This window comes from Burkholderia sp. PU8-34 (assembly GCF_053427725.1).
On the sequence record NZ_JBSAXC010000004.1, the window covers coordinates 53,190 to 78,347 of the forward strand.

The 25,158-nt window shown below is 68.9% G+C and carries 21 protein-coding genes and 1 pseudogene; 5 read left to right on the forward strand and 17 right to left on the reverse strand.

Annotation, left to right across the window (positions count from 1 at the left end):
* Positions 1-35: 35 nt before the first annotated feature.
* The 5 genes from ACV22Z_RS11580 to ACV22Z_RS11600 all read right to left on the reverse strand — a co-directional run bounded on the left by ACV22Z_RS11580 (position 36) and on the right by ACV22Z_RS11600 (position 6,458).
* Positions 36-2,336, reverse strand: a complete 2,301-nt coding sequence (locus tag ACV22Z_RS11580) for an ATP-dependent DNA helicase (RefSeq protein ID WP_448076443.1) — start codon at positions 2,334-2,336, stop codon at positions 36-38.
* The gene (locus tag ACV22Z_RS11585) at positions 2,333-4,117 is read right to left on the reverse strand and encodes a VRR-NUC domain-containing protein (RefSeq protein WP_448076444.1); all 1,785 of its coding nucleotides are present in this window, start codon (positions 4,115-4,117) and stop codon (positions 2,333-2,335) included. The genes ACV22Z_RS11580 and ACV22Z_RS11585 overlap by 4 nt, the downstream gene beginning before the upstream one ends.
* A gap of 224 nt (positions 4,118-4,341) precedes the next feature.
* Positions 4,342-5,220 (reverse strand): MipA/OmpV family protein, encoded by an 879-nt coding sequence (locus tag ACV22Z_RS11590; protein ID WP_448076445.1) that lies wholly within the window; start codon positions 5,218-5,220, stop codon positions 4,342-4,344.
* Positions 5,221-5,503: 283 nt separating this feature from the next.
* Positions 5,504-5,815, reverse strand: coding sequence for a hypothetical protein (locus ACV22Z_RS11595; protein WP_448076446.1), 312 nt, complete (start codon positions 5,813-5,815; stop codon positions 5,504-5,506).
* Positions 5,816-6,158: 343 nt separating this feature from the next.
* The gene (locus ACV22Z_RS11600) at positions 6,159-6,458 is read right to left on the reverse strand and encodes a hypothetical protein (protein WP_448076447.1); all 300 of its coding nucleotides are present in this window, start codon (positions 6,456-6,458) and stop codon (positions 6,159-6,161) included.
* Positions 6,459-6,600: 142 nt separating this feature from the next.
* On the opposite strand from ACV22Z_RS11600, the gene ACV22Z_RS11605 reads away from it, so the two are divergent.
* Positions 6,601-6,852, forward strand: a complete 252-nt coding sequence (locus tag ACV22Z_RS11605; RefSeq protein WP_448076448.1) for a hypothetical protein — start codon at positions 6,601-6,603, stop codon at positions 6,850-6,852.
* 345 nt (positions 6,853-7,197) lie between these two features.
* Positions 7,198-7,629, forward strand: coding sequence for a CBS domain-containing protein (locus ACV22Z_RS11610; protein WP_448076879.1), 432 nt, complete (start codon positions 7,198-7,200; stop codon positions 7,627-7,629).
* Between the two features lie 101 nt (positions 7,630-7,730).
* Here ACV22Z_RS11610 and ACV22Z_RS11615 read toward each other — a convergent pair whose 3' ends face one another.
* From ACV22Z_RS11615 to ACV22Z_RS11640, 6 genes and pseudogenes are all read right to left on the reverse strand, one after another.
* Complete coding sequence (locus ACV22Z_RS11615; protein ID WP_448076449.1) at positions 7,731-8,324, reverse strand: DUF4142 domain-containing protein; 594 nt, start codon at positions 8,322-8,324, stop codon at positions 7,731-7,733.
* 109 nt (positions 8,325-8,433) lie between these two features.
* On the reverse strand, positions 8,434-10,464 hold the full coding sequence (locus tag ACV22Z_RS11620) for an ATP-binding protein (RefSeq protein WP_448076450.1): 2,031 nt from the start codon (positions 10,462-10,464) through the stop codon (positions 8,434-8,436).
* Between the two features lie 122 nt (positions 10,465-10,586).
* Complete coding sequence (locus tag ACV22Z_RS11625; protein WP_448076451.1) at positions 10,587-10,721, reverse strand: hypothetical protein; 135 nt, start codon at positions 10,719-10,721, stop codon at positions 10,587-10,589.
* Between the two features lie 164 nt (positions 10,722-10,885).
* Complete coding sequence (locus ACV22Z_RS11630) at positions 10,886-12,685, reverse strand: methyl-accepting chemotaxis protein (RefSeq protein WP_448076452.1); 1,800 nt, start codon at positions 12,683-12,685, stop codon at positions 10,886-10,888.
* Between the two features lie 194 nt (positions 12,686-12,879).
* Positions 12,880-13,128, reverse strand: a pseudogene (locus ACV22Z_RS11635) (alcohol dehydrogenase catalytic domain-containing protein); the annotation flags it as partial.
* A complete protein-coding gene (locus tag ACV22Z_RS11640) occupies positions 13,109-13,372 on the reverse strand; it encodes a DUF3562 domain-containing protein (protein WP_448076453.1) in 264 nt (87 codons plus the stop codon). The pseudogene ACV22Z_RS11635 and the gene ACV22Z_RS11640, both read right to left, overlap by 20 nt.
* An 833-nt stretch (positions 13,373-14,205) precedes the next feature.
* On the opposite strand from ACV22Z_RS11640, the gene ACV22Z_RS11645 reads away from it, so the two are divergent.
* Positions 14,206-14,637, forward strand: a complete 432-nt coding sequence (locus tag ACV22Z_RS11645; protein ID WP_448076454.1) for a hypothetical protein — start codon at positions 14,206-14,208, stop codon at positions 14,635-14,637.
* Between the two features lie 215 nt (positions 14,638-14,852).
* Here ACV22Z_RS11645 and ACV22Z_RS11650 read toward each other — a convergent pair whose 3' ends face one another.
* From ACV22Z_RS11650 to ACV22Z_RS11675, 6 genes are all read right to left on the reverse strand, one after another.
* Positions 14,853-15,503, reverse strand: coding sequence for a BON domain-containing protein (locus ACV22Z_RS11650; protein ID WP_448076455.1), 651 nt, complete (start codon positions 15,501-15,503; stop codon positions 14,853-14,855).
* A 142-nt stretch (positions 15,504-15,645) separates the two neighbouring features.
* A complete protein-coding gene (locus tag ACV22Z_RS11655) occupies positions 15,646-16,578 on the reverse strand; it encodes a universal stress protein (RefSeq protein WP_448076456.1) in 933 nt (310 codons plus the stop codon).
* Positions 16,579-16,869: 291 nt separating this feature from the next.
* Positions 16,870-18,252, reverse strand: a complete 1,383-nt coding sequence (locus ACV22Z_RS11660) for an amino acid permease (protein ID WP_448076457.1) — start codon at positions 18,250-18,252, stop codon at positions 16,870-16,872.
* Positions 18,253-18,693: 441 nt separating this feature from the next.
* The gene (locus tag ACV22Z_RS11665; protein WP_448076458.1) at positions 18,694-19,719 is read right to left on the reverse strand and encodes a VTT domain-containing protein; all 1,026 of its coding nucleotides are present in this window, start codon (positions 19,717-19,719) and stop codon (positions 18,694-18,696) included.
* Between the two features lie 145 nt (positions 19,720-19,864).
* Positions 19,865-20,935 (reverse strand): serine endopeptidase, encoded by a 1,071-nt coding sequence (locus tag ACV22Z_RS11670; RefSeq protein ID WP_448076459.1) that lies wholly within the window; start codon positions 20,933-20,935, stop codon positions 19,865-19,867.
* Positions 20,936-21,230: 295 nt separating this feature from the next.
* Entirely contained in the window at positions 21,231-21,719 is a 489-nt protein-coding gene (locus ACV22Z_RS11675) for a universal stress protein (protein WP_448076460.1), read from the reverse strand.
* Positions 21,720-22,063: 344 nt separating this feature from the next.
* On the opposite strand from ACV22Z_RS11675, the gene ACV22Z_RS11680 reads away from it, so the two are divergent.
* Both ACV22Z_RS11680 and ACV22Z_RS11685 read left to right on the forward strand, forming a co-directional pair.
* Positions 22,064-24,175, forward strand: coding sequence for a sensor histidine kinase (locus ACV22Z_RS11680; RefSeq protein WP_448076461.1), 2,112 nt, complete (start codon positions 22,064-22,066; stop codon positions 24,173-24,175).
* A complete protein-coding gene (locus ACV22Z_RS11685; RefSeq protein ID WP_124506853.1) occupies positions 24,172-24,819 on the forward strand; it encodes a response regulator in 648 nt (215 codons plus the stop codon). The genes ACV22Z_RS11680 and ACV22Z_RS11685 overlap by 4 nt, the downstream gene beginning before the upstream one ends.
* The last annotated feature ends 339 nt before the right edge of the window (positions 24,820-25,158 follow it).

The following is a 25,158-nucleotide window of genomic DNA, read 5'->3' on the forward strand; positions in this document are numbered from 1 at the left end:
CCGGCGCACGATACGCGCCCGCCCGTTCATCGCAGTCAGCCGATCCGCCACCAGCGCGGCAACAGCGCGCGCACCTCGCGACGGCGATACCGGTCGTCGATCAGGTGCACGACGCCCTCGTCGTGCTCGGTGCGGATCACGCGCCCGGCCGCCTGCACGACCTTCTGCAACCCCGGATACAGGTACATGTAGTCGTAGCCGTTACCGAAACGCGCGTCCATCGCGCGCCGCATCTGCTCGTTCACGTCGTTGACCTGCGGCAGCCCGAGCGTCGCGATGAACGCGCCGATCAGCCGTTCGCCCGCAAGATCCACGCCTTCCGAAAACGCGCCGCCGAGCACCGCGAACCCGACGCCGCGCCCGCCCGCGTCGAAACGCGCGAGGAACGCGTCGCGCTCCGCCTCGGCCATGCCGGGCGCCTGCGCCCACACCGGCACGTCCGGGTGGCGCTCCCGCATCAGCGCAACGACGCGCTGCAGGTAGTCGAAACTGCTCAGGAAGCTCAGGTAATTGCCGGGCCGCGCCGCGTACTGCGCGGCGATCAGGTCGGCGATCGGCGCGAGCGACCGGTCGCGATCGCGCCAGCGCGTCGACACGTGGCTCGCCACCCGCACGCTGAGCTGCTCCGCGCGGAACGGCCCGTCGACGTCGAGCCAGCCCGTGTCTTCGGGCAACCCGAGCGTATCGCGATAGAAATGGAACGGGCTCAGCGTCCCGGAGAACAGCACGGTCGCCCGCGCGGCGGAAAAACGCGGCGCGAGGAATCCGGCCGGGATCACGTTGCGCACGCACAGCGTCGATTGCGCGCGGCGCCGGCGGCCGGCCGGCGCGACGCCGTCGAGCGCCGGCTGCCGCGGCATCGGCTCGCCGTGCAGCGTCACGTCGAAGATCGATGCGTCGTCGAACGCGTCCGCGAGCGCGCCGAACTGGATCGCTTCGAAATGGAACCGCAGCAATGCGTCGCCATTGGTGCGCGGCGCGTCGGCCAGGTGCTCGCCGATCGCGGCAACGAGGTTCTGCACGGCCGACACGAGCGAACCGGGGATGTCGGGATACGCGGCGTAGCGGGTCTCCTGTGCGCGGTTCAGCGCCCCCCACGCGCGGCCGAGCCGTTCGAACGCCTTGCGCAGCCCGGCCGGCGCCGCGTCGCGCGCGGCCGCGAAATCGAACGGGTCGAGCGACGCGCTGTACATCTTGCGTGCGCGGTCGAGCAGGTTGTGCGCCTCGTCGACGAGCACGCCGATCCGCCACTGGTTCTGCTGCGCGAGCACATGCAGCATCGCGCTGCCGTCGTAGTAGTAGTTGTAGTCGCCGATCACCATGTCGGACCAGCGCGCAAGCTCCTGCGCGAGGTAGTACGGACAGATGTCGTGCTCGAGCGCCGCCGCGCGCACCGTGTCACGGTCGAGCCGCCCCTTCCCGATCGCCGTGTCGCGTGCGGCCGGGAGCCGGTCGTAAAAGCCGCGCGCAAGCGGACACGATTCGCCGTGGCACGCGTTGTCCGGGTGCTCGCACGCCTTGTCGCGCGCAACGAGTTCGAGCACGCGCAGCGGCAGCGCCGGCGTGCCCGCGCCGAGCGTCGTCGCTGCATCGAGCGCGAGTGCGCGGCCGGGCGTCTTCGCGGTCAGGAAGAAGATGCGGTCGAGTTCGCCTTCGCCGCAAGCCTTCAGCAGCGGAAACACGGTGCCGAGCGTCTTGCCGATGCCGGTCGGCGCCTGCGCGAGCAGGCAGCGCTCGTCGCGCGCGGCCCGATACACGGCGACCGCCAGTTCGCGCTGGCCGCTGCGGAATTGCCCGTGCGGAAACTGCAGCGCGCGCAGCGCTGCGTCGCGCGCGTCGCGATGCGCGGTCTCGCGTTCGGCCCAGCCGACGAAGCACGTGCATTGCTCGGCGAAGAATGCGGCGAGCGCGCTCGCCGGCAGCGTTTCCGTGAGCACGGTCTCGCGCTCGGACACGATGTCGAAATAGATCAGCGCGACCGTGATTTCCGCGAGCCCGCGCGTGTCGCACAGCAGATGCGCATACACCTTCGCCTGTGCCCAATGCAGCGCGCGATGATTGGCGGGCATCGCGTCGAGGTCGCCGCGATAGGTCTTGATTTCCTCGAGACGGTTCGACACCGGATCGTAGCCGTCGGCGCGACCGCGCACGGTGAGCGTGCCCCACGTGCCCGTCAGCGGAATCTCGGCCTCGTAGCGCGCGCCGCGCCTCGACGTCACCGTGCCGTGCCCGGCAATGCCCTCGAGCGCGGTCGGCGCGGGCGTGAAGCGCAGGTCGAGGTCGCCGCGCCGCGCGGTGAACTCGCACATCGCCCGCACCGCGACGACATAGCTCATGCGGACAACCCCGCCGCATCGGCGTGCGTGACTGCGCCGCCCGCCCATTCGACGTCGACGACGCGCACGGGCATCCCGTGCGCGATGCAGTAGCCGAGCCAGCGCGTCTGGTTGTCCTGCAGCCGGTCGCCGGGCCCTTTCACCTCGATCAGCTCGTAGCGCCGTTCGCCGGGCCAGAACCGCACGAGATCGGGGAGCCCCGAGCGATTGCTGCGAATGTCCGCGAGCAGGCGCGCGAACCAGAGGCGCAGATGTTCGGGCGGCAGGCAGGCAAGCGCTTCGTCGAGCAGCGCCGGGCTCAGCACGCCCCAGAACACGAACGGCGATTGCACGCCCATCTTCGTCGCGTAATGACGCTGGATCGTGTCGCGATACGCGCCGGAATCGAGCTGCGCGAAGCACGCGTCGAACGCGCCCGCACGACGCGCGGCGAAATCGGGCGCATGCAGGTCGGCCGGCCCGCGCTGGAACGGATGGAAGAACGCGCCCGGCACCGCCGCGAACACGGGCTCCCAGCACAGCAGGCCGAACAGCGAATTGATCAGCGTGTTTTCGACGTAATGGACCGGCGCGCCGGGGTGCGCGAGATGGTCGCGCACCGCAAATTCGACGCTCTCGAATGCGTCCGGGCGCACGAGCACGAGCGTTTCGCGCGGCACGTCGCGCGCTGCGGCCGCCCGCTCGACCGCGCGGCCGAGACGGCGCTGCAGCCGCGGCAGCATCCGTTCGACGCGCTGCCGCTCTTCGTCGCTTTCGAACGCGTCGCGCGCATCGAGCGCCAGCGCGAGCGCATCGTCGTCGCGGCCGCAGCGTTCGAGCACCCGGATCCGCCGGTGGCGGCTGCCGGGCCAGGCGCTGCGCGCGTAGGCATCGAGCGCGAGCGGCCAAGCCTGGCGGCGCTCGCACGTCTGGCCGAGCGTGAACAGCAGCTTCGCGCGGCGCGTCGCGAGCCACGGCTGCACGCAATCGACCGTGTCGATCAGGTCGAGGAGCGGGTCGAACGGTGCATCGTCGGGCCATGCGTCGAGCGCGGTGCGGCACGCATGCAGCGCGAGATACGTATCGACATCGCTGCGCTGCTGGAAAGCGCGCGACGACGGCGCGAACGGCACGCTTTCATACTGGAACACGCCGAGATCGGCGAGCACGAATTCGCTCCAGTCCTGGTAGAGATTGCCGAAGAACATCAGCCGCAGCCGGTCGCACAGCGGGCCGACCGTCACGCGCAGCACGCGGTCGACGTCCGATGGATTGGCGGCCGCGGGTTGCGCTCGCTCCGAATCGACGGCCGCAGATTGGTCGCCTTCCAAATCGACAGCTGCCAGTTGGATGCCCCCCGCAAACCACGCGTCGAACGGTTGCGCAACGTCATGCGCAGGCCGCAGCAGGTCGAGCCATTCGGTCTTGCGCGCGCCCGCATGCGCGCCCAGCACCGGGAACATCCGCAGCAGTTCGGCCTTGGTGGACAACGCGAAGATTTCGTCGAGCGTCAACGGCGGCGCCGGATCGACCCAGCCGAGCGCGACAAGCGGCGCGGCTGCGTCGAGCGCGCAGCCGATCTCGTCATACCGGAGCTTGCTCGCGCGGAAGTCCGGCCCATTGCGCATCAGCATCCGCACGAGCAGCGCGCGCGACGCCTGCGGCAGCGCCGCGAAGGCCTGCAGGAAGGCCCGCTCGCTGGCGTCGAGCACGTCGTCGTAGCGCTCGCCGAGCCAGGTCAGCGCACGCTCGAAATTGGTCAGGTAGTAGAACGCCGGAGGCGGCGGCGATGCGGGTGTCACGGGAGTCGGTCACTGTACGTTTGTACAGGTCCGAATCATAGCAAATGTGACGGCGGAATCGATTGATCGCACGCTGCATGACGCGCATCCCGTCGTGCGCTTGCTTGCGTCACGGGTAACGCGAATCCAGCGCGAGGCGTTCCAGCGTCTGCACGTCGATCGCGCTTTCGTCGTCGGCAACGGAGTATGCGATCGACGCCGCTGCCATGGCCGATCGCCACCGTTCAGAACTGGTAATTCACCGACAGGTCGAGCACGCCGTTCGTCGTCTGCTGCGTGACGGGGCTCGCCGCCGCGCGCCCGACGAGCTGCTCGATCGCACCGTCCATCGTCAGGAACCAGTGCTTGTTCACGAACCAGACCATCGTCACGCCCGCCCCGACCGACTTGATCCCGGCGCCTGACGAATAGCGCGGCAGCCCCGAGCGCGCGGCCGCGGCATCGCTGACGCCGAACCAGCCGTTCATGTAGCGCGCATCGGCAAACGACACCGTCGGCCCGGCGAACCAGTAGAAATTCTCGTTGCTGCCGGGCATCGGCATGTAGGCGGACAGGTCGCCGATCCAGCCGTTCGCGCCGCCGACGCTGCGCCGCACGTCCGCGCGCAGCACGAGCGGAAAATCCTTCGAGATCACGTAGTCGGCCGACAGCTTCAGCACGGGCGCCGCGTTGATGTTGTCGAAGCCGTTCAGGTGGCCGATATCGTCTGCGGCGCGGCGCCCGAGGTCGTAGCCGACGGAGAGGCTGACGCGCCAGTTCGGCCCGCGCAGCACGTTCGCGCCGGCGCCCTCGCCGGTCGAGATGAAGAACAGGTCGCGATACCGGACGTCGAGGTTCGGCCCGCCCAGCACGTGATAGCGATCCGAACCCGGATAGCGCGGTTGATACGTCATCCCGGCGCCGACGCTGACCTGCCAGGTCGGAACGTTCGGTTCGAACAGCTTGATGAGCGGGACGCCAGCCGAGAACTGCCACTCGCCGAGCGGCGACGGCGTCTGTGCCGATGCGGACTGTGGATCGGCGGCCGCGAGCAGCGCGAACGCCGACATGCCGCAAAGAAGCCGGCCCGCGCCGGACGACAGCAACTGGCGAGCGATGACCATGAGCGGTGGTATCCGTCGGTTGCGTGAAAAAGGAGAACGCGCTGCGCGCCGCCTGCCGCTAATTCGATGGCCCGCTGCGAACGCAGTGTCTGCTGAATTAACGGATATCCTACGCGACGCGCGCCCGGACGCAAAGTGCCCTCCGCACGCGGGCACTTGGCTGACGATGCCGCCGGCGCGCGGATTGCCGTCGACGGTGAGAGCCAGCAGTCCCGGAGGCCCCGCTGCCGGTTGTGCTGCCCGCGCCCGTACCGGATCGGCGCAATGCGCGGGGCCGGCGGGGTCAGAAACGCTCGACGTGATAGTCGCCGCCAAGTGCGGCCGGGCTGCGCTTCGCCATCATCCGGGCGAAGCCGTCCGCCAGCCGCCCGAGCGCGAGCTGTTTCTGGCTCGCGTCCCAGTGCGTATAGGTGTCGTACGCGGCATCGTCGAACGACACGGTCACCGCGACCGGCTGGCCGCTTACGCGAAAGCCGATCTGCAGCACGCCGCCCGGCAGTTCCTCGATGTGGTAGCGCAGCGAGCGCGATTCGAAATAGCGGCCCAGCACCTGCGCGATCGCGCGCTTGTCGGGCGATTGCACATGAATGTCCATGGCAGTCCTCCTTTCAGGTTTCGCATCAGGATTCGCCCGGCGATCGGAAGCGGGGACATCAGCATCGGGGGCGGCTGCGCCGGCGGATCGCCGTGCGGCAGTTGCTCGGGCAGCGGCGGATCGACCGGATCGTCGTGTCCGGGCGGCGCCGGATCGGGATCGACGTCAGGCGTCGGCTCGGGACGATGCAGCATGCGTGGTGTCTTCATGGCCCTCCCTCGGCGGCAGTCGCGCGGCGCGCGACGACGCGAAGCGGTGCGCAATCGGCGTGCCTGCCCGGTGCGGCACCGGCGACCCGGCCGACGGGCGCACAATCCGGATCCGGCGGGCCTCGCGTCGTCGCTCATTCGCCGTGCGCGGCCATCACGAGCCACATGTTGCGGCCTTCGGTCGTGACCCGCACTGCGAGCGCGAACCGGTCCGCGGGGTCGCAATGCCCGACCAGCGCGCGCTGCGCGCTTTCCGGGCCGTCGTAGACGGCATCGCTCAACTGCCTGACTTCATCCTTGCCGTCGAACATCCGGCGTTCGGGCCGGTAGACGAGCGACTCGCCCTTCCAGACCGCAAAGCACTCGCACACGTGTTCGAAATCGCCCCCGCAGACGTTCGCGTCGTAACGTAGACTTTCTCTGGATGTCTTCATTCTGATTCCCTCTCATCTTCGCCGGCCGGCGCACACGTACCGTCCCGCCGGCCCTTCCTGGCGGTGCGCATGCGCCGTACCCGCCGCGCGTCCCGGGCACGGCGCATGCACATTGCCATTCATCGATCAAGGAGGTTCGATCATGACCGTCCACGCCACCGGCAGCCGCGCCCCCGCCTCGAGCGCGCCCGGCCCGTTCCCGCAGGCTGCTTCGCCGCGCAAACCGTCGGACGACAAGACGGAGGAGCGCATCGACGAAGGGCTCGAAGAGACGTTTCCGGCCAGCGACCCGCCAGCGATCGGCGGCGGCTCCCGTATCGAGCCGTCGAAGCCGTCAGGCGAGCCCAAACCGCGCGTGCCTGACACCCCGTCCACGCCCCGCGGTCAACCTTGACGCGGGGGCTTGCCGGCCCCGTGCGGCACGCGCTGCCGGAGCCGGCGAAACCCGGAATCAGGAGCCCATCAATGGAACGCATCGAACGCGCATGGCGCGAGGTACGTGGCGCCGCCGGCGTCACGGCGCTCGTCGCGATCGAGAGCATGCTGGTGCTGACGATCGTCGCGCTGTCTGGCGTCGGTCGCTGAGTCCCGAGCCGCGCCGCGGCTCTGGAAGAAGTACAAACCGGCTGGCAATTTCGTCCGTAGCAGCCCTGCGCGTCCGCCACGCATGGAGCGCGCTGCCCGACGGTACGCCGCTTGCTCGCTTCTCCGCACTTCAGTCTCCAAGGAGAAGCTCATGATGTATCGCGTCAACGAGATCATGTCGCGTGACGTCGTCTGCGTCGCGCCGACGGACACGATCCGCCACGCGGCGGAACTGATGCTGCGTTTCGATATCGGCGTGCTGCCGGTCTGCGAGGATCGCGAGCTGGTCGCGATCGTGACCGACCGCGACCTCGCAGTGCGGGCGCTGCCGGGCGGCCATTCGCCCGACACGCCGGTGAGGGTGGTCGCGTCGATGCCGGTCGAATGGTGCGTCGTCGACGACGCCATCGGCGAAGTCCGGCGACGGATGGCGGATGCGCAACTGCACCGGATGCCGGTGATCGATCACGACGGGCGGCTCGTCGGCATGGTATCGCTCGGCGACATCGCGATCCGCGCGGCCCGCGCCCCACGTGGTGAACTCGCCAACACGCTCGACGGCGTGTCGCTGCCGCGTCGCTCGTAACAGGTTGTTGCGCCGCGGCGATTCCGTGCGGCCCGCCGGCCCCGACGACGACATGCGCCGGCATTGAGCAACGCGCAAGTGCATGAAGCGCGTGAAGCTCGTCAATGCGCGGCCGCGACGAGCGCCGACAGGCGCCGCGCGGCCGCGAGATGTTCTTTCAGCTTCGGCAGCGTACGGGCTGCGAACGCGCGCAGTTGCGGGTCACGGCCCATTTCCGCTTCGGTTTCGTACGTGCGGATCGCCTCCTCGTGTGCAGCCGGCCCCGCCACCGCGACGTAGGCGACGTCGAACGCATGCCCCTCCTTGTGTCGCAGTGCCTCGAGCACAGGATCGACAAGCGACTTCGTCTGCACCGGCACGCCCTTGCGCGCGCCGAGCTCGCGCAGCGCACCGGCGATGCCGCCATGATCGTCGACCATCCGGTGTGCGAACGCCTTCACGTGCGGGTTCGCGGAGCGTTCGAGCGCGAGTTGGCTCGCCTGCAATTCAGTCTTGCCGGCCATGCCGGCCTTGTCGACGAACTCCACGTCGACGCCAGTCGGCCGGCGCGTCATTCCGGCTTCGTCGCCGGTCGTGCCGGGGCGGATCACGCCCGGCCCGACCGGCACCGCCGACGCCGACGGCGGCGGGGGCTGCGCATGCGCCGTCCCGGCGCCGCCAAGAGCCGCCAGCGCGCACGCCAGCAGTGTCGTCATACGTTTGTTGCGGTTCGGTTTCATGTCCGCCCTCTTGTGTCCTGTCGATCAGGTCCGCAGCGGGTGTGCCGTGTCCCGGACAGGTGCGGCAGTACGCTGCGCGACCGCGTCAGCGGCCGGGCGTGTGCGTGCCGTGCGTCGCGGCGGGCGTGACATCGACGATCACGCTCGCGAGCGTCGGCAGGTCGACCGGCTTGCACAGATATCCGTCGAAGCCTGCCGCGATCACACGGTTGCGGTCGGCCTGTCCCGCATGCGCAGTCACCGCGACCACGGGCAGCCGCCCGGCGCCCACGCGCCGGTGCCGGAGGCGTTCGAGCAGCCAGAAGCCGTCGCCGTCAGGCATCGCGAGATCCGACAGCACGACGGTCGGCGCACGACGCTCGACCGCGTCGAGCGCATCGCGCCCCGACACGGCCGTGGCGACCTGCGCGCCGAGCGTCTCGAGCGCGGCCGCGAGACTCGCGCGCGATGTCGTGTCGTCGTCGACAACGAGCACGCGCTGGCCGTCCAGCGCCACCGCCGCCGCATCGCCTTCCGGGCGCGCGGGCCACGCGGCGGGGCCGGCCGGATCCCAGCCGAGCGGCAGCGTGACCGTCACGGTCGCACCGCGCCCGGCGCCCTCGCTCGCGACGGCCACGCTGCCGCCGTGCAGCTGCGTAATGTGCCGGACGATCGACAGGCCGAGCCCGAGGCCGCGACGCGGCGACGCGGGCCCGCCTTCGAAACGCCGGAACGCGTCGAACACGTACGGCAGGAATTCCGGCGCGATGCCCTGCCCGGTATCCGCAACCGCCAGCTCCACGCGTTCGTCCGCGCGCATCAGCGACACGGTGATGCGGCCGCCCGCCGTCGTGAACTTGATCGCGTTCGACAACAGGTTCGACAGCACCTGGCGCACGCGCTCGCCGTCGGCCAGGATCACGCACGCGGGCAGCGCGCAGTCCGTCACGAGCGTCAGCCCTTCAGCCTGCGCGGTCGCGTCGAGCCCGCGCATCGCCTCGCGCACGATGCGGACGAGGTCGACCGGCACGCGCTCCAGACACAGCTTGCCGGTCGCGAGCGACGATGCGTCGAGCAGATCGCCGACCATATGCGACAGCGAACGCGCACTGCGGTCGATCGCGTCGATCGCCTGCCGTTCGAGCACCTGGCCGTTCGCGCTGCGCAGCACCTCGACCCAGCCGTAGATCACGTTGAGCGGCGTGCGCAATTCGTGCGACACGGTCGCGAGCAGTTCGTCCTTCAGGCGGTTCGACGTATCGGCCTGCGCGCGCGCGTCGCGGGCGCCACGCAACGAACGCACGCTGCGGCGCTCATGGCGGCGGCGTTCGCGCGCCTCGCGCAGCGTCATCGACAGGCCCGCGCAGCCACCGCGCCCGTCGCCGATCGGCGATGCGGCGAACGTCGCGCGAAAGCACGTACCGTCGCGACGCATGCACAGCACGTCGAGCGGACCGACCAGCATGCGCAAATCCGCGAACGACGCCGGCACCGGATGCCGGCGCAGCCAGCGGCGCGCGATCAGTGTCGTCACGTCGCGGCCGAGCACGGCCGCGGCATCCGCATCGAAGATCCGTTGCGCGGCCGGATTCCAGCTCGTGATGCGGCGCGCGGCGTCGACGCCGATGATCGCGTCGGGCGACGCGTCGACCACGCGCCTGAGCATGTCGTCGTCGCCGTGACGCGCCTGCGGGCCTGCGCCGGGCTCGCGCTGCGCGGGATGCGCGTCGGGGCCGGCGGCCGGGCCTGCGTCCGGTTCGCGGCCGCCGTCTTCGTCGTCTTCCTCGGCCTCGGCGCCACGCCCGGTCGAGAACAGCGGCTTCACGGTCGTCACGAGTATGCACACGACAAGGCCGATCGCGACGAAGCGGCCGCCCTGCGCGAGCAGCACCGGCAGCGACGCATCGCGCAGCCATACCGCGCAGATCACGGCCGCGCTGACGACGGTTGCCGCGAGACCGCCGCTGAACGATGTCTGCCATGCGACAGCGGCCACACCGGCGTAGAACGGCAGCGACACGAACGGCACGTGCACGCCGGTGACGTGAACCGCCCACGCCTGGAGCGCGGATGCCAGCGCGACCGCAAGCACGATCCACGCGCCCTGCCTGAACAGCTTGCGGGCAAAGATCCTCATCGATTCCTCACGCCTCCCGGGCCAGAATGCCGGCGCCGCGGCGCCACCGTGGCGATTCCGCGTACCGCCCGGCAGCCAGGGTGGATCTGGTACGTACAGCAAGCGGCGTGCCCGGTATTCGATCATGATGGCGGCGGGTTGTCGTCGCGCAGCGGCGCGAAGTAGCGCGGCTCGCGCACGTTGCCGGGCCAGTCACAGCCCGACAGCGCGGCGAGCGCAGCCGGCGCGAAGCGCGCGTGGCTGCCCGTTTTTTTCATTGAGATTCTGTAAAAAGGCATCGCCGAGCATCGGGATACCGCCGCCGTCCGCGACGATCTTTACGTCAGGCAACTTCGCTCCATTGCCCATGCCGCACAGCCGCCGGACAATCGTTCGCACTACGATCCGGCCGACGCCTTGCGCGACGCCGGCATGCCGCAATTTACGCGACCTTGAACTGCCCGACCGTCGTCGCGAGCGCGTTCGCCTGCGTCTGCAGCGCGGCCGCGGCGGCAGTCGACTGTTCGACGAGCGCCGCGTTCTGCTGCACCATCTCGTCGAGCTGCGTGACCGCGCGATTGACTTCCTGGATGCCGCGGGTCTGCTCGTTCGCCGCATGCGTGATCTCGGAGATGATCGTCGTCACGTTCGCGACGTTCGACACGATTTCGCGCATCGTCTCGCCCGCCTGACGCACCTGCCCCGATCCGGCCTCGACGCTCGCGACCGTCGATTCGACGAGCGCCTTCACTTCGCGCGCGGCCTGCGCGCTGCGTTGCGCGAGACTGCGCACTTCCTGCGCGACGACCGCGAAGCCGCGGCCCTGCTCGCCCGCACGCGCCGCTTCGACGGCCGCGTTCAGCGCGAGGATGTTGGTCTGGAACGCGATGCCGTCGATCACGCCGATGATGTCGCCGATCCGGCCCGACGCTTCCTCGATGCGCGACATGGTCGACACCACGTCCGACACGACCGCGCCGCCATGCGACGCGATCTTCGACGCGGCTGCCGCACGCTCGTCGGCCTGGCCGGCCGCAGCGGCCGACTGCCCGACCGTCGCGGTGATCTCTTCCATCGACGCGGCCGTCTCTTCGAGGCTCGCCGCCGCCGATTCGGTACGCGACGACAGATCCTGGTTGCCGGCCGCGATCTCGTTGGCCGCCGTGCGCACCGATTCGCTCGCGTCGCGAATCTCGAGCATCACGTGATTCAGCTTGTCGACGAAACTGTTGAACGAGCGCGCGATGTCCGCCACTTCGTCCTGGCCGTCCGAAGGCAGCCGCTGCGTCAGGTCGCCCGTGCCGGAACCGATCTCCGCCATCGCTTGACGGACCAGCGACAGGCGGCGGAACGCCGTCGCGGTGATCGCGCCGATGATCAGCGATGCAATGCCGACGATCACGACGAGCGTCACCAGCGATGCGGTCAGCAGCGAGCGCATGCCCGCGGTTGCCTCGGTCTTGTCGAGCGCGACGAGCGCATACCAGTCGGTGCCCGGCACCGGCTGCGCGCGCACCAGCTTCGCGTCGCCGCCGACATGCACCTCGACCGGCGCGCTCGCGTTCGCGATCGACGCGGGCGCGAGGCCGGCGAGCTCCGGCGACACGTCGGCGACCGGCTTCAACGTCAGCTTCGGGTCCGGATGCGCGACGACATGGCCGTTGCTGTCGATCAACATCCCGAAGCTGGCGGGCGTCGGGTGGATCGACTTCACGTTCGCGATCACGCTGTCCATCGCGACGTCCGCCGCGATGACGCCCTTGAGCGCGCCGTCGCGCAGGATCGGCACCGCGAACGTGACGACGAGATTGGCGGTGCCGGCGTCGACGTAAGGCGGCGTCACGACCGGCTTGCCGGCCTGCGCGGCCTGCCGGTACCACGGGCGGCCGGTCGGGTCGTAGTCCGCCGGAATGCCGGTCGGGTCGGAGAACTTGAACGTCTTGTCCGCGTAGCCCGCGTACACGTTGGTGAAGCCGCCGGCCGCGGCCATCTGCTTGAACACCGGGAGCGGATCGGGCGACAGCGCAGCGTCCTGCAGCGACGCGATCATCCGGCTCTTCGTCGCGACCCAGTCGCCGATCCCGACGACGTGGCCGCTCGCGACGGACGTGAGGTTCCGGTCGATCGCGTCATTGTTGTACGACCGGGCGATGGAATAGTTGATCAGCGTGCTGGCGACGAGCGCGAAGACGACGATGGCAACGCACGCGGCAAGGATGCGGGCGCGAATGGACGAAAGCATGGCAACGACTCTGTTAGGGAGCGCGAACGCCCGGTGGACGGATTCACCGGGTATACGGCATGGCTCACGTTTACTTGAGGGTCGTTGCACCAAATGGGTGAAACACGGCCGGTCAGCTGCCGCTCGTGTGGCAGTCAAGCGCCGCGCCGTCAATGCATCGTCAGCACCGCGGCAAGCGCGCCCGGCACGAGCGCGCCGACCCGTTCGCCGACCGCGAAGCCGCTCACGCCCGGCCCCAGCGATGCGACCGTGCCGACGATCTCGTGCCCTGGGATGACCGGACGCTTCGGCGCCATCAGGTCGCCGTCGACGACGTGCAGATCCGTGCGGCAGACACCGCACGCACGGACATCGATCAGGACCTGCCCCGCGCCGGGCGACGGATCAGGCAGTTCGCGCAGCGTCAGACGCGGCGAACGGCCGTCATAGACGACGGCTCGCATGGACGTCGGACGCGTCGGGCGCGTCGGACCGCTGACCGGGCGTTTCCTTGCCGGCATCGTCGTCGAGCTGTCGCATCCGGTCGCGCAGATGCCGGATCGCGAACACATGGATGTAATCGTGCACGCGTGCTTCCGACGAAAGCGCGCGTACTTCCTCATCGATCATCTTGCGCAACTGGTCGGCGCCGATCGAACGCTGGGCTGCAGCTTCGGCAAGCGACTCGAACAAATTGTCCCGTGACATCGACGGACTCCCTCAAGTCGAAACAAAGGTGGATGTGTCTGTAGCGTAATGACTGAAACGCGAAGCAGCGTGCGTGGCACCGCCGCCCTGTTGCGCTTCATCAACAACCGCTCGCGTGGCGAACGGTGCACGACGGGTATCGGGCTTCATGGTCCGCAGACGGACCGACAGCTACCGTACCGGTGCGGACGGACTGGCGTCGTACCGGTAATTCGACGAAAGGACACGCTTCCCCGAAAGCGCGGCACCGACGCGCGAGCATGTCGTGGACGTGCATGTGCGGTCGGCGTAGTGGGCAAGTTAGACTGGCCGAAACGCCTCGTCAAGCGCCATGCGTTATGTATCGCTTGCTGAAAAATGCGTGTGGCGATAGTGCCTGCGCTGGCGTCCTGCGCCGTGTTGCATGACGCGCAAGAGACTGCGGCACTCACTTGGCGAAACCTTGCGACGCATGCGTCTGACGCTCGGAAACGGCGCATGGCTGGCGACGTGCCGTGCGCAATACATGTGTCGCGTTCGAGCGCGTCGGCGCGACCGAACCGAGGGAACGGGAACACGGCACGCAGCGGCTCGGAAACCCGAATCGGGTAAACATCGACTTTCGCGCGCGGACGACGCGGAGCCCCGCCGCACCGCGCTGCGGCGGCCTTCCGGCCGCGTGCGTGTCAGGAAATTCCTATGGGACGCCGGAATTCCTGACGCCGACTTCAGTTTGTACTGATTGGAAGCGCCGTTTCCGCACGCGATACTGTTGCCATGGACACGCCGTTCATGCCGGGCATCGCCCAGCCGGCCACCGAGCCGGCACGCGGGTCGGGCGCAGGAGACCACTCATGACATATGGCACATTTCCGACCGACGACGGGAACCGCCGCGCGTCCCGGCAGGCGCACGCGGCAGCCGAACCCGAGCACGCGGCCGAAGCGGCGTCGCGCGACGATCTGGACGCGCTGCTCGCACTCGCTCGCCAGGCCGGGCTGCTCGTCACGCTCGACGGGCAGATCGGCCGCGAAAAATATCAGAGCATTGCCGGATCGGTCGCCGCATTGCAGCGCTTCGCCGCGGCGCTACGCCAGCAGATGCTGTCCACCGCCCCTGCTCCGGCGGCGCCACGCCGGACCGCACGCCGCGGGCGCCCGCGCGTGAACCGCGGCCGCCGCTTTTCGCCATGCCGGAACTGTCCGCTCGAAATCGTGCGTCATCGCATCCATGTGCGACACGGCGTCAGCCTGCGACGCCTCGCTCGAGCGGCCTGCACCGCTTGAGCGCATGCATGCCGGCGTGAAACGGCGTTGGCGCGCCATCGCACATCGAACCCGCACACCGAACGATTCGAACCGGATACATACGAGGAAACGCAGCAGCACGGGGCCAGCGGGAGGCAGGAAAGCGGGCGGGGTGTCACACACCCCGCCCGTCCTCCAAGGCAGCCGGACGACTGCCTACCCTCGTGCCAGAGAGTTCTTGTGACGGTGGCCGGCTACTCGACCACCAGGTTGTCGACGACCATGCGCACACCGGGCGCAGACCACGCCGCGCCGCGCGCGACCTCGCGCTCCGCATACGAATCGACCTTGCCGTTCAGCGTCACCGTGCCGTCCTCCACGACGACTTCGAGGCGGTTCGCCTCGCGCTCCGCGTGGCGCTGCATCGCCTGGCGAATCTTCGCGCCGATGTCGTCGGCGACGACATCGGCGCCCACGTCGAGCCGGTCCGACACGCCGGTGATCCCGCGCATCTGCGACACCGCGCGCAGCGCGCGCTGCCGCTGATAGCCCCAGTCGACGTGGCCCGTCAGCGTGACCCAGCCCTTCTCGACCTGTACGTGGATCGTTTCGTCGCGCAAGCCGTCAGTCCAGTGCAGCACCACGCGCACGGCTTTCGCGACATCCTCGTCGGTATGGCGCTCGTCGTGCGGCAGATGCACGTCCAGGTCGACGACGACGGCCTTCACGCCCGACACGCGATGCGCGGCGTGCTCGGCCGCGACCTTCTCCGCGAAGCTCGACGGATGGCCGGACAGCGTCACGACCCGATCCTCGACCTCGACGCCGATCCGCGTCGCATCGACCGCGGCATCCCACGCGAGTTCGTCCTCGACATCCTGCTTCACCTGCCTGTCGGTTTTCATCGCTGCTCCCGAAACGACGGCATGCCACGGTAGGCGAGCCGTCAGCGTCTCATGCCGCACAATGCGCGCCCATTGATCCAGGTCAAGCCGCGTGCCGATAACGCCTTGCGCGGCGGCATTCCGTCCGGCGTCCGCTTGGTCGTCAATCCCCGCCGCGCACGAGCAGCACGGGCACTTCCGCGAGATGCGCGACCCGTCGCGCGACGCTGCCGATCAGCAGCGCCGCGAGCCCGCGCCGGCCATGCGTGCCGACCACCAGCAGCTCCGCGCGCCAATGCACGGCCTCGCGCATCAGCGCATGCGCGACGTCGTCGCTCGTCGAATGGGTTTCGATGATGCCGCGCTTGGTAGGGTTCGCGCAGCGGTGAAACAGCGTCGCGACCTTGGCCAGCGCGTCCTCGCCCTCCGCTCGGTACGCATCCTCGAGCGCGCGCACGGGCACGATGTCCGTGAGCCGGATCGCCCGGTCGACGACATACGCGGCGTACAGCAGCGTCGTCGGCGTCGCGAAATTCATGCCGACCTGCACCGCGTGCATCGACGGCTCGCTGCCGTCGACCGCGAACATCACCCGCTGCGGCGCCGTATCGCTGTCGCGCCGATAGCTTGCCGGCACGATCAGCAGCGCGCAGCGCGCGCGCCGCATCAGCTGGTCCGATACCGCGCCCTCGACGAGCCGCAGCAGCCCGTGATGCCGGTTCGCGCCGACGACGAGCACGTCCGCCTGCCATGCGGCCGTATCCCACGCGAGCGTATCGGCAATCGTGCCGCCCGCCACCGACGCATCGAGGATGCCCTGCTCGACCTGGGCGCCCGTGTCAGCGAACGACGGCGCGATGCGGTCCAGCACCGCTTGCGCATCGGCGAGCATTTCGTCGCGCGCCGACGTGAGCAGCGCGTCGATCCTCGGAATGTCGGGCAGCATCAGGCGCGGATTGTCGATCACGCTGACGATCCGCAACTGCATGCCGGGACGCAGCAGCGTGCGTGCGTACTGCGCGGCGTGCAGCGATTCGGGTGTCGAATCGACGGCAAGCGCGATCCTGGAAATCGGTGGGGTGTGAGCTGGCTGCATGGCGACGGCCTCCGTTCTGGCGCGTCGTCCCACAGGGACGACGCCGGAGCTTCGCACGGCAGCGGCGCGGCGGATCAGGTCGCCGGCGCACGGTCGCTGGCAACGGCAGGCGGCCGCGCGAAGCGCGGACAAGCGATGCCGACAGCATAGATCGTCCGGCCCGCACCTGCATGATCGAGATCAAGCTGCGCGGGCCGCGAAAAACGGTCGCAAGCACGGCCGGAAAGCACGGCCGGGAAGCGCGGCCGAGATGCGCGGCCGCAAAGCACTGCCGCGCGCGGCAGTGCAGGCTCAAGACTTCGTCGAAACCTGCGCCACCGGCCGGTTCGCGTAGAACAGCAGGTACGCGAGCCCGAGCAGCACGATCCACACCGGCCCGATCACGAGCGCGACGCGCGTATCGGGCGTGAACGCCATCAGCACGACGACCAGCGCGAGGAACGCGAGCGCGACGAACGAACCGAGCGGATAGAACGGCACGCGGATCGGCAGGCGCGCGATCTTGTCGGCCGACAGCGTGCGGCGGAAGCGCATCTGCGCGACCAGGATCACGCACCACGTCCAGATCGCACCGAACGTCGACACCGACGTCAGCCACACGAACACATGCTGCGGCGCGAGATAGTTGAGCAGCACGCCGACGAGCAGCAGCGCAACCGACACGGCGACCCCGTATACCGGCACGCCGTTGCGGTTCACGCGTCCGAGCACGCGCGGCGCCTGGCCCTGCTGCGCGAGGTTGTAGAGCATCCGCGCGGTGCTGAACAGGCCGCTGTTGCACGACGACAGCGCGGCCGTCAGAACGACGAAGTTGATGATGCCGGCGGCGGCCGGGATGCCGATCCGCGAGAACGTCATCACGAACGGGCTGCCCTGCGTGCCGATCTGGTCCCACGGGTAGATCGACATGATCACGAACAGCGCGCCGATGTAGAAGATCAGCACGCGCCAGAACACCGAGTTCACGGCCTTCGACAGCGATTTCTCCGGATTGCGCGCCTCGCCGGCGGTCAGGCCGAGCATCTCGACGCCGAGATACGCGAACATCACGATCGGCAATGCGCCAATCACGCCGGACCAGCCGTTCGGCATGAAGCCGCCGTGGGTCCACAGGTTCGAAATGCCGGTTGCGACGCCGCCATTGCCGAGACCGAGCGTGATCATCAGCGCGCCGCCGACGATCATCAGCACGATCGTGACGATCTTGATCAGCGCGAACCAGAATTCGAACTCGCCGTACAGCTTCACCGCGACGAAGTTCACCGCGCCCATCGCCGAAAGCCCGAGCAGCGCCCAGATCCAGTTCGGCACGTCGGGGAACCACACGTGCATGTACACCGCGACGCCCGTGACCTCCGCCATGCAGGTGACGATCCACACGAACCAGTAGGTCCAGCCGGTCAGGTAGCCCGCGAACGGGCCGAGGTAGTCGCGCGCATAGCGGCTGAACGCACCCGCGACCGGGTTGGTGATCGCCATCTCGCCGAGCGCGCGCATGATCAGGAAAATCACGATGCCGCCCAGCAGGTAGGTCAGCAGGATTGCCGGGCCGGCCTGCCGAATCGCGGTGGCCGAGCCGAGGAACAGGCCCACGCCGATCGTAGCGCCTAGCGCCATCAGGTTGATGTGTCGTTCTTCCAGCCCGCGGTGCAGCTGGTCTTCTTCTTTTTTCACATGCGTCTCCTGGCGGCCCGGTCGGCCGCCGTCATTGTGTCGATGTCAATGCGCGACCGTTCATGCCGATATCGGCAGCCGAAAACGCCCCCCCCCCCCGCCGCCGTTTTCCGATGGGAAAACGACACGGATATTGCGTTAATCCGATGGGAATCGCCGCGGATTATCCGCATTTCCCGGAACAATCCGGAAAACGGATCGGACCTGTCACGGAATACGCCCGAGCGGCCCTCGTGGCGCGGCTGCGCGCGCATCGGACGGCAACGGGATCAATCGCTTTCGGCGCGAACGAACGCGCGTCGAATGTGCGCTATAACGCGCACGCAATATGCGGACGAGATTATAAGAATGATCTGATGTTTCGCGCCAGCCGATTTTTGAGAAAATCGCGATTCGCGAAACGGGTGGCGGAATTCGAATGCGCGCGGTGCGGCGCGCGCATTATTTGGACAGCGTCGCGCGTACCGTATATTCGCCTTCGAGCGCACCGTGCTCGGGGCGCACGAAATAGCGCGACGCATCGAGATCGGCCGGCAGCGGCTCGACCGGGAAGCCGTGTTTCTCCCACGCGTCGAGGCCGCCTTTCAGCGCCTTGATGTTGTGGAGCATCTTCTTGCGCTGCATCTTCGCGATGATGCGCTTCGCGGTCGCCTCGTTCGGGCATACGCAATAGACGACGATCGGCCGTTTCAGCACTTCCGGGTCCAGCAGGTCCGGCGAGTCGAGATCGACCGGTACCGCGCCGGCGATCCGGTACGGCTCGCGTTCGCGGATCGCGCGCGGCCGCGCGTCGAAGATCAGCGGCGGCTCGTCCGACGTCATCATCTCGACGAGTTGCGGCGGCGAGATGCGCACCTGCGCGAGGTAGCGGCGGAACTGCACGCGGCGCACCCAGCGGTACAGCAGGAACGTGATGAAGATCGCGAGGAATGCGTCCAGAATCGTGCCGCCGCTCGAGCGCACCCACAGCACGAACTGGACGATCTGGTCGTGGATCGCCGCGCCGCCGATCAACCAGAATGCGGCCCATACCGACGCGCCGGCCAGATCCCAGAACAGGAACACGCCGACGCCGATCGCGGTCGTACCGAGCAGCGGCGCCGACACGAGGCCCAGCCCCGGCAGGAACTTGGACAGCACCAGCAGCGGCGCGCCATATCTTTCGAACACATTACGCGCGAAGCGCAGCGTCGTATCGAGCGACAGCGAGAAGCGTACGAGCGCGTTGATCAGCCGGCGGCCGCGCGTGCGGCCCATGAAGAACCACAGCGAATCGGCGAGCATCGTCGCACCGACGGCCGCCACGAACATGCTGGTATAGGACGCCTGCCCCATCGCCGCCATCGTGCCGCCGAGGATCAGCATCGGCACGGCCGGCACGGGCACGCCGAGCTGCGTGATCAGCACGCTCGCGAACACGGCCCACGGGCCGAGCGACGAGGGAATCGCGACGGGAAAGTGCCACACGGCGGCGCTCCTGGATGACATGCAGGCGATGCCGGCGGGTCGTCCGCCGGCGGGCGCTGCAACGATCGCCGCGACGCTTGCGCGGCGGGACGGCATGACCGGGATTCTAAACGGGTTTGATGAATGCCGCGCGGCACGGCTGCCGTCACGCGGCGGGCGTTTGCGGCGTCGCCACGTCGGCGGACGTGCCGCATGACGGACAGAAGCGGCTGAATGCGTTCTTGCGGGTCCGGCACCGTTCGCACGCATTGAATACGCAGATCCCGCAATGCGGGCAGAAATTCGCGTTCGGATCGGCGGTATCGAGCGGCCGTTCACAGCCGGGACAGACCTTTTTCGCGATCCGCGCGTACGCGGTCACGAAGTCGAGCGCCTCGCGCCGCGACAGGTCCGGCTGCTGTTCCTCGTGGCGTTTCTGCTCGAGATAGCGCGACAGCGCGCGGATCGCGTATTGCCCGATCGCAACCGTCAGCACGATGCCGACGATGTAGCGCACGTAGCCGCCGTAGCTCGGCAGATACGGGACGAGTTCGACGAAAAATGCGAACAGCGCGAAGAAGATGAAGCCCCACACGAACGGCCAGTAGCGGCTGCCGCGCTTCTTCGCGAACAGCCACCCGGCGATCAGCAGCAGCGGCACCGTGAACAGCAGCCGGATGCCGAACACGCGCAGCTCCTGCTTGCGCTGTGCCGCTTCGAGCTTGCTGTCTGCCTGTTCGTAGAGTTGCGCCAATGCCTGCCGCGTTGCGCTCTCCTGACGGCCAAGCGCCTGCGCGGCTTGCCTCAGCGTACCGATGCGGGCCTGCGCGTCGCGTTCGCGCTGCGTCGCCGCCTCGAGCGCACGGGCGTGCGCGATGACGGCCGGATCCTGTTCGGCGCGCTCGGTCGCGTGGCGGCTCGCGATCACCGCGCGGAACGCTTCACGCGCCTGCTGCGTGTCCTGCTCGGCGGCCGTCAGCAGCAGCGACGCCTGCTCGGTCGCGTCGCGGTTCGCGGTCTGCTCGGCCGCCAGCTTCGCGAGCGTCTGGCGCAACGGTGCGGCCGCCTGCTGGTCGATGAACGTGTCGCGATCCGGCGCCGGCTCGACGCGCGGCAGGTCGCCGACGATCAGCCCGCCGAGCCCGATCAGGAAACCGGCGAACACCACCGCGATGATCCACAGCGCGCGCTGAAACCAGACCTCGGCCAAGCGCAGTCCCTTTGTCGATATTGTCATGTGCTGCGCTCCATGCACGCCGGCCGCGACGCGCGTCCGATCCGCCGTGTGTCCGGCGCTGAAGGAAACGGGCTACGCGGTGGATGCTGCCAGAAGAGCGCGGCGCGACGCAAGTTTCGTGGACGGCGGCGCGCCGTACGACGCGTACGCGACACGCGCCGTCCCTGCCGGAAGGATTCGCGCTGCGGCGCGGCAGCGCCCGCCTAATCGCCAGCCCGCACCCGCCCGCACCGGTCCGGCGACGCCTGACCGGCGAACGACGCGCGCAGCACGCGCCCTGCAGCTGCCACCGGCGCTATGCGCCCGGTGCCGCAGCCGGCGGCGTGGCCGCCGCCTTTTCGTTGTGACGCACCATCAGCACCGGCCGGTCGGCCGCACGCAGCAGCGATTCCGCGACGCTGCCGACGAGCAGGCGCCGCAAACCGTGCCGCCCGCTCGTGCCCATCACGATCAGGTCCGCGTCGGCCTCGGCCGCGGTGCGCATCAGCACCGCCGCGATATCCTCGCCGTACGCGTCGATCGCGCGCACCGTGCCCGCGATGCTGCGCGCGGCGAGCGCGGCCTTCGCGTCGTCGAGCGCGTGCGTCACCGCATCCGCCGACGACGGTTCGACGTCCCGCGTATCCGCGAAGCCCGCATCGACGTCGACGAGCTGCTGCTTGTGCTCGACGACATGCGCACACGTGATCGTGCCGCCCGACGCGGCCGCGAGCCGGATCGCTTCATCCAGTGCCAGACGCGCACTGGCGCTGTCGTCGAGCGCAACGAAAATCCGCTTGTACATGTTCCGCACCTCCCAACGGTTGTTCGCATTGCAACCTGCATCCCGCAGCCGACTCCCGCGCCTGTTCGCACCGATGACAGACTTGCGAACCTGCCCGGCCGGCCTCCCGATCAGTCTGGCCCCGCGCACCCGCGCGCCGGTTGACGCGCATCAAACGCGGCCGACGCGCCCGCTGCGCGCGGTCGGCTTCGGCATTTTCAGCCGACCCCATTTACATCGAAGGCGCAAAACGCGCACAATTTCGTCTTGAAAACAGATACCGCCATGCTTCGGGCGCGAGCCGCGCCCGATTTTCCTGTGCCGCCCCAGTGCCGTGGGCGGACTCGAGACAGAGTGGCCAGCCAATGACCGCCAGCGGAACCCAGACGCGTGATGCCCTTGTGCCATCGCGCCTTCAAACCATGTTACGCCAGCCGATCGCGGCCGGCGTCGTCGCATTCGTCGCCGGCGCCGTCGTGTCGCTGGGCGTCGCGCTGCTCGTTCGCGAGCAGTGGCAAAGCGCCGTCCATACGCGTTTCGAACGCCGCACCACGCACGTGACGGCAATGCTGCGCCACGAGCTGCAGGCCGGCGTCATCGTGCTCGAAGGCGCGCGCGGCGCGCTCGGGCTCGTGCCGCAGACGACGCCCGCGCAATGGCGGCAGTACGTCGACACGCTCGACCTCGACAATGGCCATTCGACGGTCCGCCAGCTCGGCTACGCACCGCTGTCGCCCGCCGTGCGCGACGCGCTCGCGGGCGCCGCCGCGCCGCCGGACGGGCCGCTCGCCGTCGCGACGCTCAGCGCGCCCGCCTCGGCGTTGCCCGTCGCCCGCTTCGGCACACCCGACGCCGCATCGTTGCGGCGCGCGGTGCAGACCGGCGAAGCCGCGCTCGGCGTGCATCCCGCCGACGTCGATGCCGTGCGCGCCGTCACGCTGTTCCTGCCGGTCAGCGACGCGCCGCGCGCGACGGCGCCGGCTGCGGTGCGGGAGAGCGGCGTCGGGGGCGTCGACGGCGTCGTGTTCGCCGCGCTGAACACCCGGCGCCTGATCGAACGCGCGCTCGACGCGGAGCGCGGCATCGACCTGCGGGTGAGCGCCAATGCCGATCCGCAGCCGATCTTCAGCGCGGAATCGACCACCGACGAAGCGTTGGCATCGCCCGACCTGATGCGCCGCAGCGACGTGCTGAACTTCGGCGGCAGCACACTGACGCTCGCGTATTCCGCCGACGGCCGCCCGAGTGCGACGGGCGCGCAGCGCGCGGCCGGCACGGTGCTCGCGGCGGGCCTGGTCGCATCGCTGGCATTCGCGGCGCTCGTCCATGCGCTGGCGCGCGGCCGGCTCGCGGCGATGTCGGACCTCGGCGCACGCAACCGCGGGAGCCTCAACGAAGCACGGATGATGGGCATCATCCGCTCGTCGATGGAGGCCATCATCACGATCGACGAACAGCAGACGATCGTGATCTTCAATCCGATGGCCGAGCAGGTGTTCGGCGTCTCCGCGATGGAAGCGATCGGCGCGCCGCTGTCGCGCTTCATCCCCGAGCGGTTCCGCGCCGCGCATGCGAAACACGTCGACCAGTTCGGCGTGACGGGCGTGTCGGAGCGGCAGATGGGCCGCCAGCGCGTGCTGTTCGGCCTGCGCGGCAACGGCGAGGAATTTCCGATCGAAGCGTCGATCTCGCAGATCCGCGATGCATCCGGCAAGCTCTACACGGTGATGCTGCGCGACATCACCGAGCGACTGCGCGCGGAGAATGCACTCAAGCAGTCGCGCGAGGAGCTGCGCGAGCTGTCGGCAAACCTGCAGAACGTGCGCGAGGAAGAAAAGTCCCGCATCGCCCGCGAGCTGCACGACGACCTCGGGCAGCAGCTCACCGCGCTGAAGATGGATCTGTCGGTCGTCGAAAACCGGCTGCACGCGTCCGACGGCACGGCGCCCGATGGCGACGTGCTCGCCCAGCTTCAGGGCATGCGGCGGCTGATCGACGCGACCGTCGCGTCGGTGCGGCGCATCGCGGCCGACCTGCGGCCCGTGATGCTCGACGATCTCGGCCTCGTGCCTGCGATCGAATGGCTCGCGAACGATTTCACGAACCGCTACGGGATCGACGTCGAGCGGCACATCGAAACGGGCGGCATCACCTTCACGAACGCCGGCGCGACGACGCTGTTCCGTATCGTCCAGGAAGCGCTGACCAACGTCGCGCGGCATGCGGACGCAACGCGGATCGCGCTGACGCTCGACGTCGAGAGCGGCTTCTGCGTGCTGCGCATCGCGGACAACGGCCGCGGCGCGGCACCCGGCGGCCCGACGCACGAAGACAAGTCATTCGGGCTGATCGGCATCCGCGAACGCGCGCACATGCTGGGCGGCACCGTGACGATCGATACCGCGCTCGCGCGCGGCTTCTCGCTCACCGTCGCGCTCCCGCTGAACGCGATCCAACAGGAAGATACCTACACATGATCAAGGTGCTCATCGCCGACGACCATACGCTCGTGCGCGACGGGTTGCGGCACATTCTGCAGAACGCAAGCGGCTTCGAGGTCGCGGGGGAAGCGTGGGACGGGCCGACGACGATCGCGCTCGTGCGCGCGACGCCCGCGCAGGTGCTGGTGCTCGACCTGTCGATGCCGGGCCGCAACGGCGTCGAGCTGATCAAGCAGATCAAGGACGAAAAGCCGGCGCTGCGCGTGCTGGTGCTGACGATGCATGCGGAACAGCAATATGCGGTGCGTGCGTTCCGCGCGGGCGCGTCCGGCTACCTGACGAAGGAAAGCGCGAGCGCCGAGCTGGTCGGCGCGGTGACGAAGGTCGCATCGGGCGGCGTCTACGTGAGCCTCGCGATGGCCGAGCAGTTCGCGCAGAGCCTGAACGAACCGGCGGAGACGCTGCCGCACCAGCGGCTGTCCGACCGCGAATTCGACGTGTTCCGCCGCATCGCCGCCGGGCAGACGCTGACCGAGATCGCGCAGGCGCTGTGCGTGAGCGCGAAGACGGTCAGCACGTACAAGACGCGAATCCTGGAGAAGATGCAGATGCCGCACGAGGCCGCGCTCGTGCGCTACGCGATGCGGCACAAGCTGCTCGACGAAACGGACGACGTGTAACGGCCGACATGCCGCGGCGGCGCGCGGCGCCGCATCGCGGGCCGGCACGTTCCAACGCGCGGCGACATCGCCCGCGCTGCCAGAGCACGCGCGAGCGCTTGTCAGCCTGGCCTCCCGGCCCGGCCCGTCAGCCCGACCTCTCGGTCCTGCCTCTCAGCCCGCCCTATCCGCACAGCCTCCCAGGCGGACCTCTCATCCCGGCGCACGCGCCGCCGCCGGGCGTCGGCTTGAATATCAGTCGTGCACGCCTACACTGGAAAATCGATACGCCGACTCGGCACACGCTATCGCACCCGTCCCGCTCCCCGCGCCCACTGCATTCCTCTGCGCATTCCGCGT

Excerpts from the sequence above, each read along its gene's own strand:
- ACV22Z_RS11580 (WP_448076443.1), bottom strand. The coding sequence starts at position 2,336 with ATGAGCTATGTCGTCGCGGTGCGGGCGATGTGCGAGTTCACCGCGCGG.
- ACV22Z_RS11590 (WP_448076445.1), bottom strand. The coding sequence starts at position 5,220 with ATGGTCATCGCTCGCCAGTTGCTGTCGTCCGGCGCGGGCCGGCTTCTT.
- ACV22Z_RS11595 (WP_448076446.1), bottom strand. The coding sequence starts at position 5,815 with ATGGACATTCATGTGCAATCGCCCGACAAGCGCGCGATCGCGCAGGTG.
- ACV22Z_RS11600 (WP_448076447.1), bottom strand. The coding sequence starts at position 6,458 with ATGAAGACATCCAGAGAAAGTCTACGTTACGACGCGAACGTCTGCGGG.
- ACV22Z_RS11605 (WP_448076448.1), top strand. The coding sequence starts at position 6,601 with ATGACCGTCCACGCCACCGGCAGCCGCGCCCCCGCCTCGAGCGCGCCC.
- ACV22Z_RS11610 (WP_448076879.1), top strand. The coding sequence starts at position 7,198 with ATGTATCGCGTCAACGAGATCATGTCGCGTGACGTCGTCTGCGTCGCG.
- ACV22Z_RS11615 (WP_448076449.1), bottom strand. The coding sequence starts at position 8,324 with ATGACGACACTGCTGGCGTGCGCGCTGGCGGCTCTTGGCGGCGCCGGG.
- ACV22Z_RS11620 (WP_448076450.1), bottom strand. The coding sequence starts at position 10,464 with ATGAGGATCTTTGCCCGCAAGCTGTTCAGGCAGGGCGCGTGGATCGTG.
- ACV22Z_RS11625 (WP_448076451.1), bottom strand. The coding sequence starts at position 10,721 with ATGAAAAAAACGGGCAGCCACGCGCGCTTCGCGCCGGCTGCGCTCGCC.
- ACV22Z_RS11630 (WP_448076452.1), bottom strand. The coding sequence starts at position 12,685 with ATGCTTTCGTCCATTCGCGCCCGCATCCTTGCCGCGTGCGTTGCCATC.
- ACV22Z_RS11640 (WP_448076453.1), bottom strand. The coding sequence starts at position 13,372 with ATGTCACGGGACAATTTGTTCGAGTCGCTTGCCGAAGCTGCAGCCCAG.
- ACV22Z_RS11645 (WP_448076454.1), top strand. The coding sequence starts at position 14,206 with ATGACATATGGCACATTTCCGACCGACGACGGGAACCGCCGCGCGTCC.
- ACV22Z_RS11650 (WP_448076455.1), bottom strand. The coding sequence starts at position 15,503 with ATGAAAACCGACAGGCAGGTGAAGCAGGATGTCGAGGACGAACTCGCG.
- ACV22Z_RS11655 (WP_448076456.1), bottom strand. The coding sequence starts at position 16,578 with ATGCAGCCAGCTCACACCCCACCGATTTCCAGGATCGCGCTTGCCGTC.
- ACV22Z_RS11670 (WP_448076459.1), bottom strand. The coding sequence starts at position 20,935 with ATGACAATATCGACAAAGGGACTGCGCTTGGCCGAGGTCTGGTTTCAG.
- ACV22Z_RS11675 (WP_448076460.1), bottom strand. The coding sequence starts at position 21,719 with ATGTACAAGCGGATTTTCGTTGCGCTCGACGACAGCGCCAGTGCGCGT.
- ACV22Z_RS11680 (WP_448076461.1), top strand. The coding sequence starts at position 22,064 with ATGACCGCCAGCGGAACCCAGACGCGTGATGCCCTTGTGCCATCGCGC.
- ACV22Z_RS11685 (WP_124506853.1), top strand. The coding sequence starts at position 24,172 with ATGATCAAGGTGCTCATCGCCGACGACCATACGCTCGTGCGCGACGGG.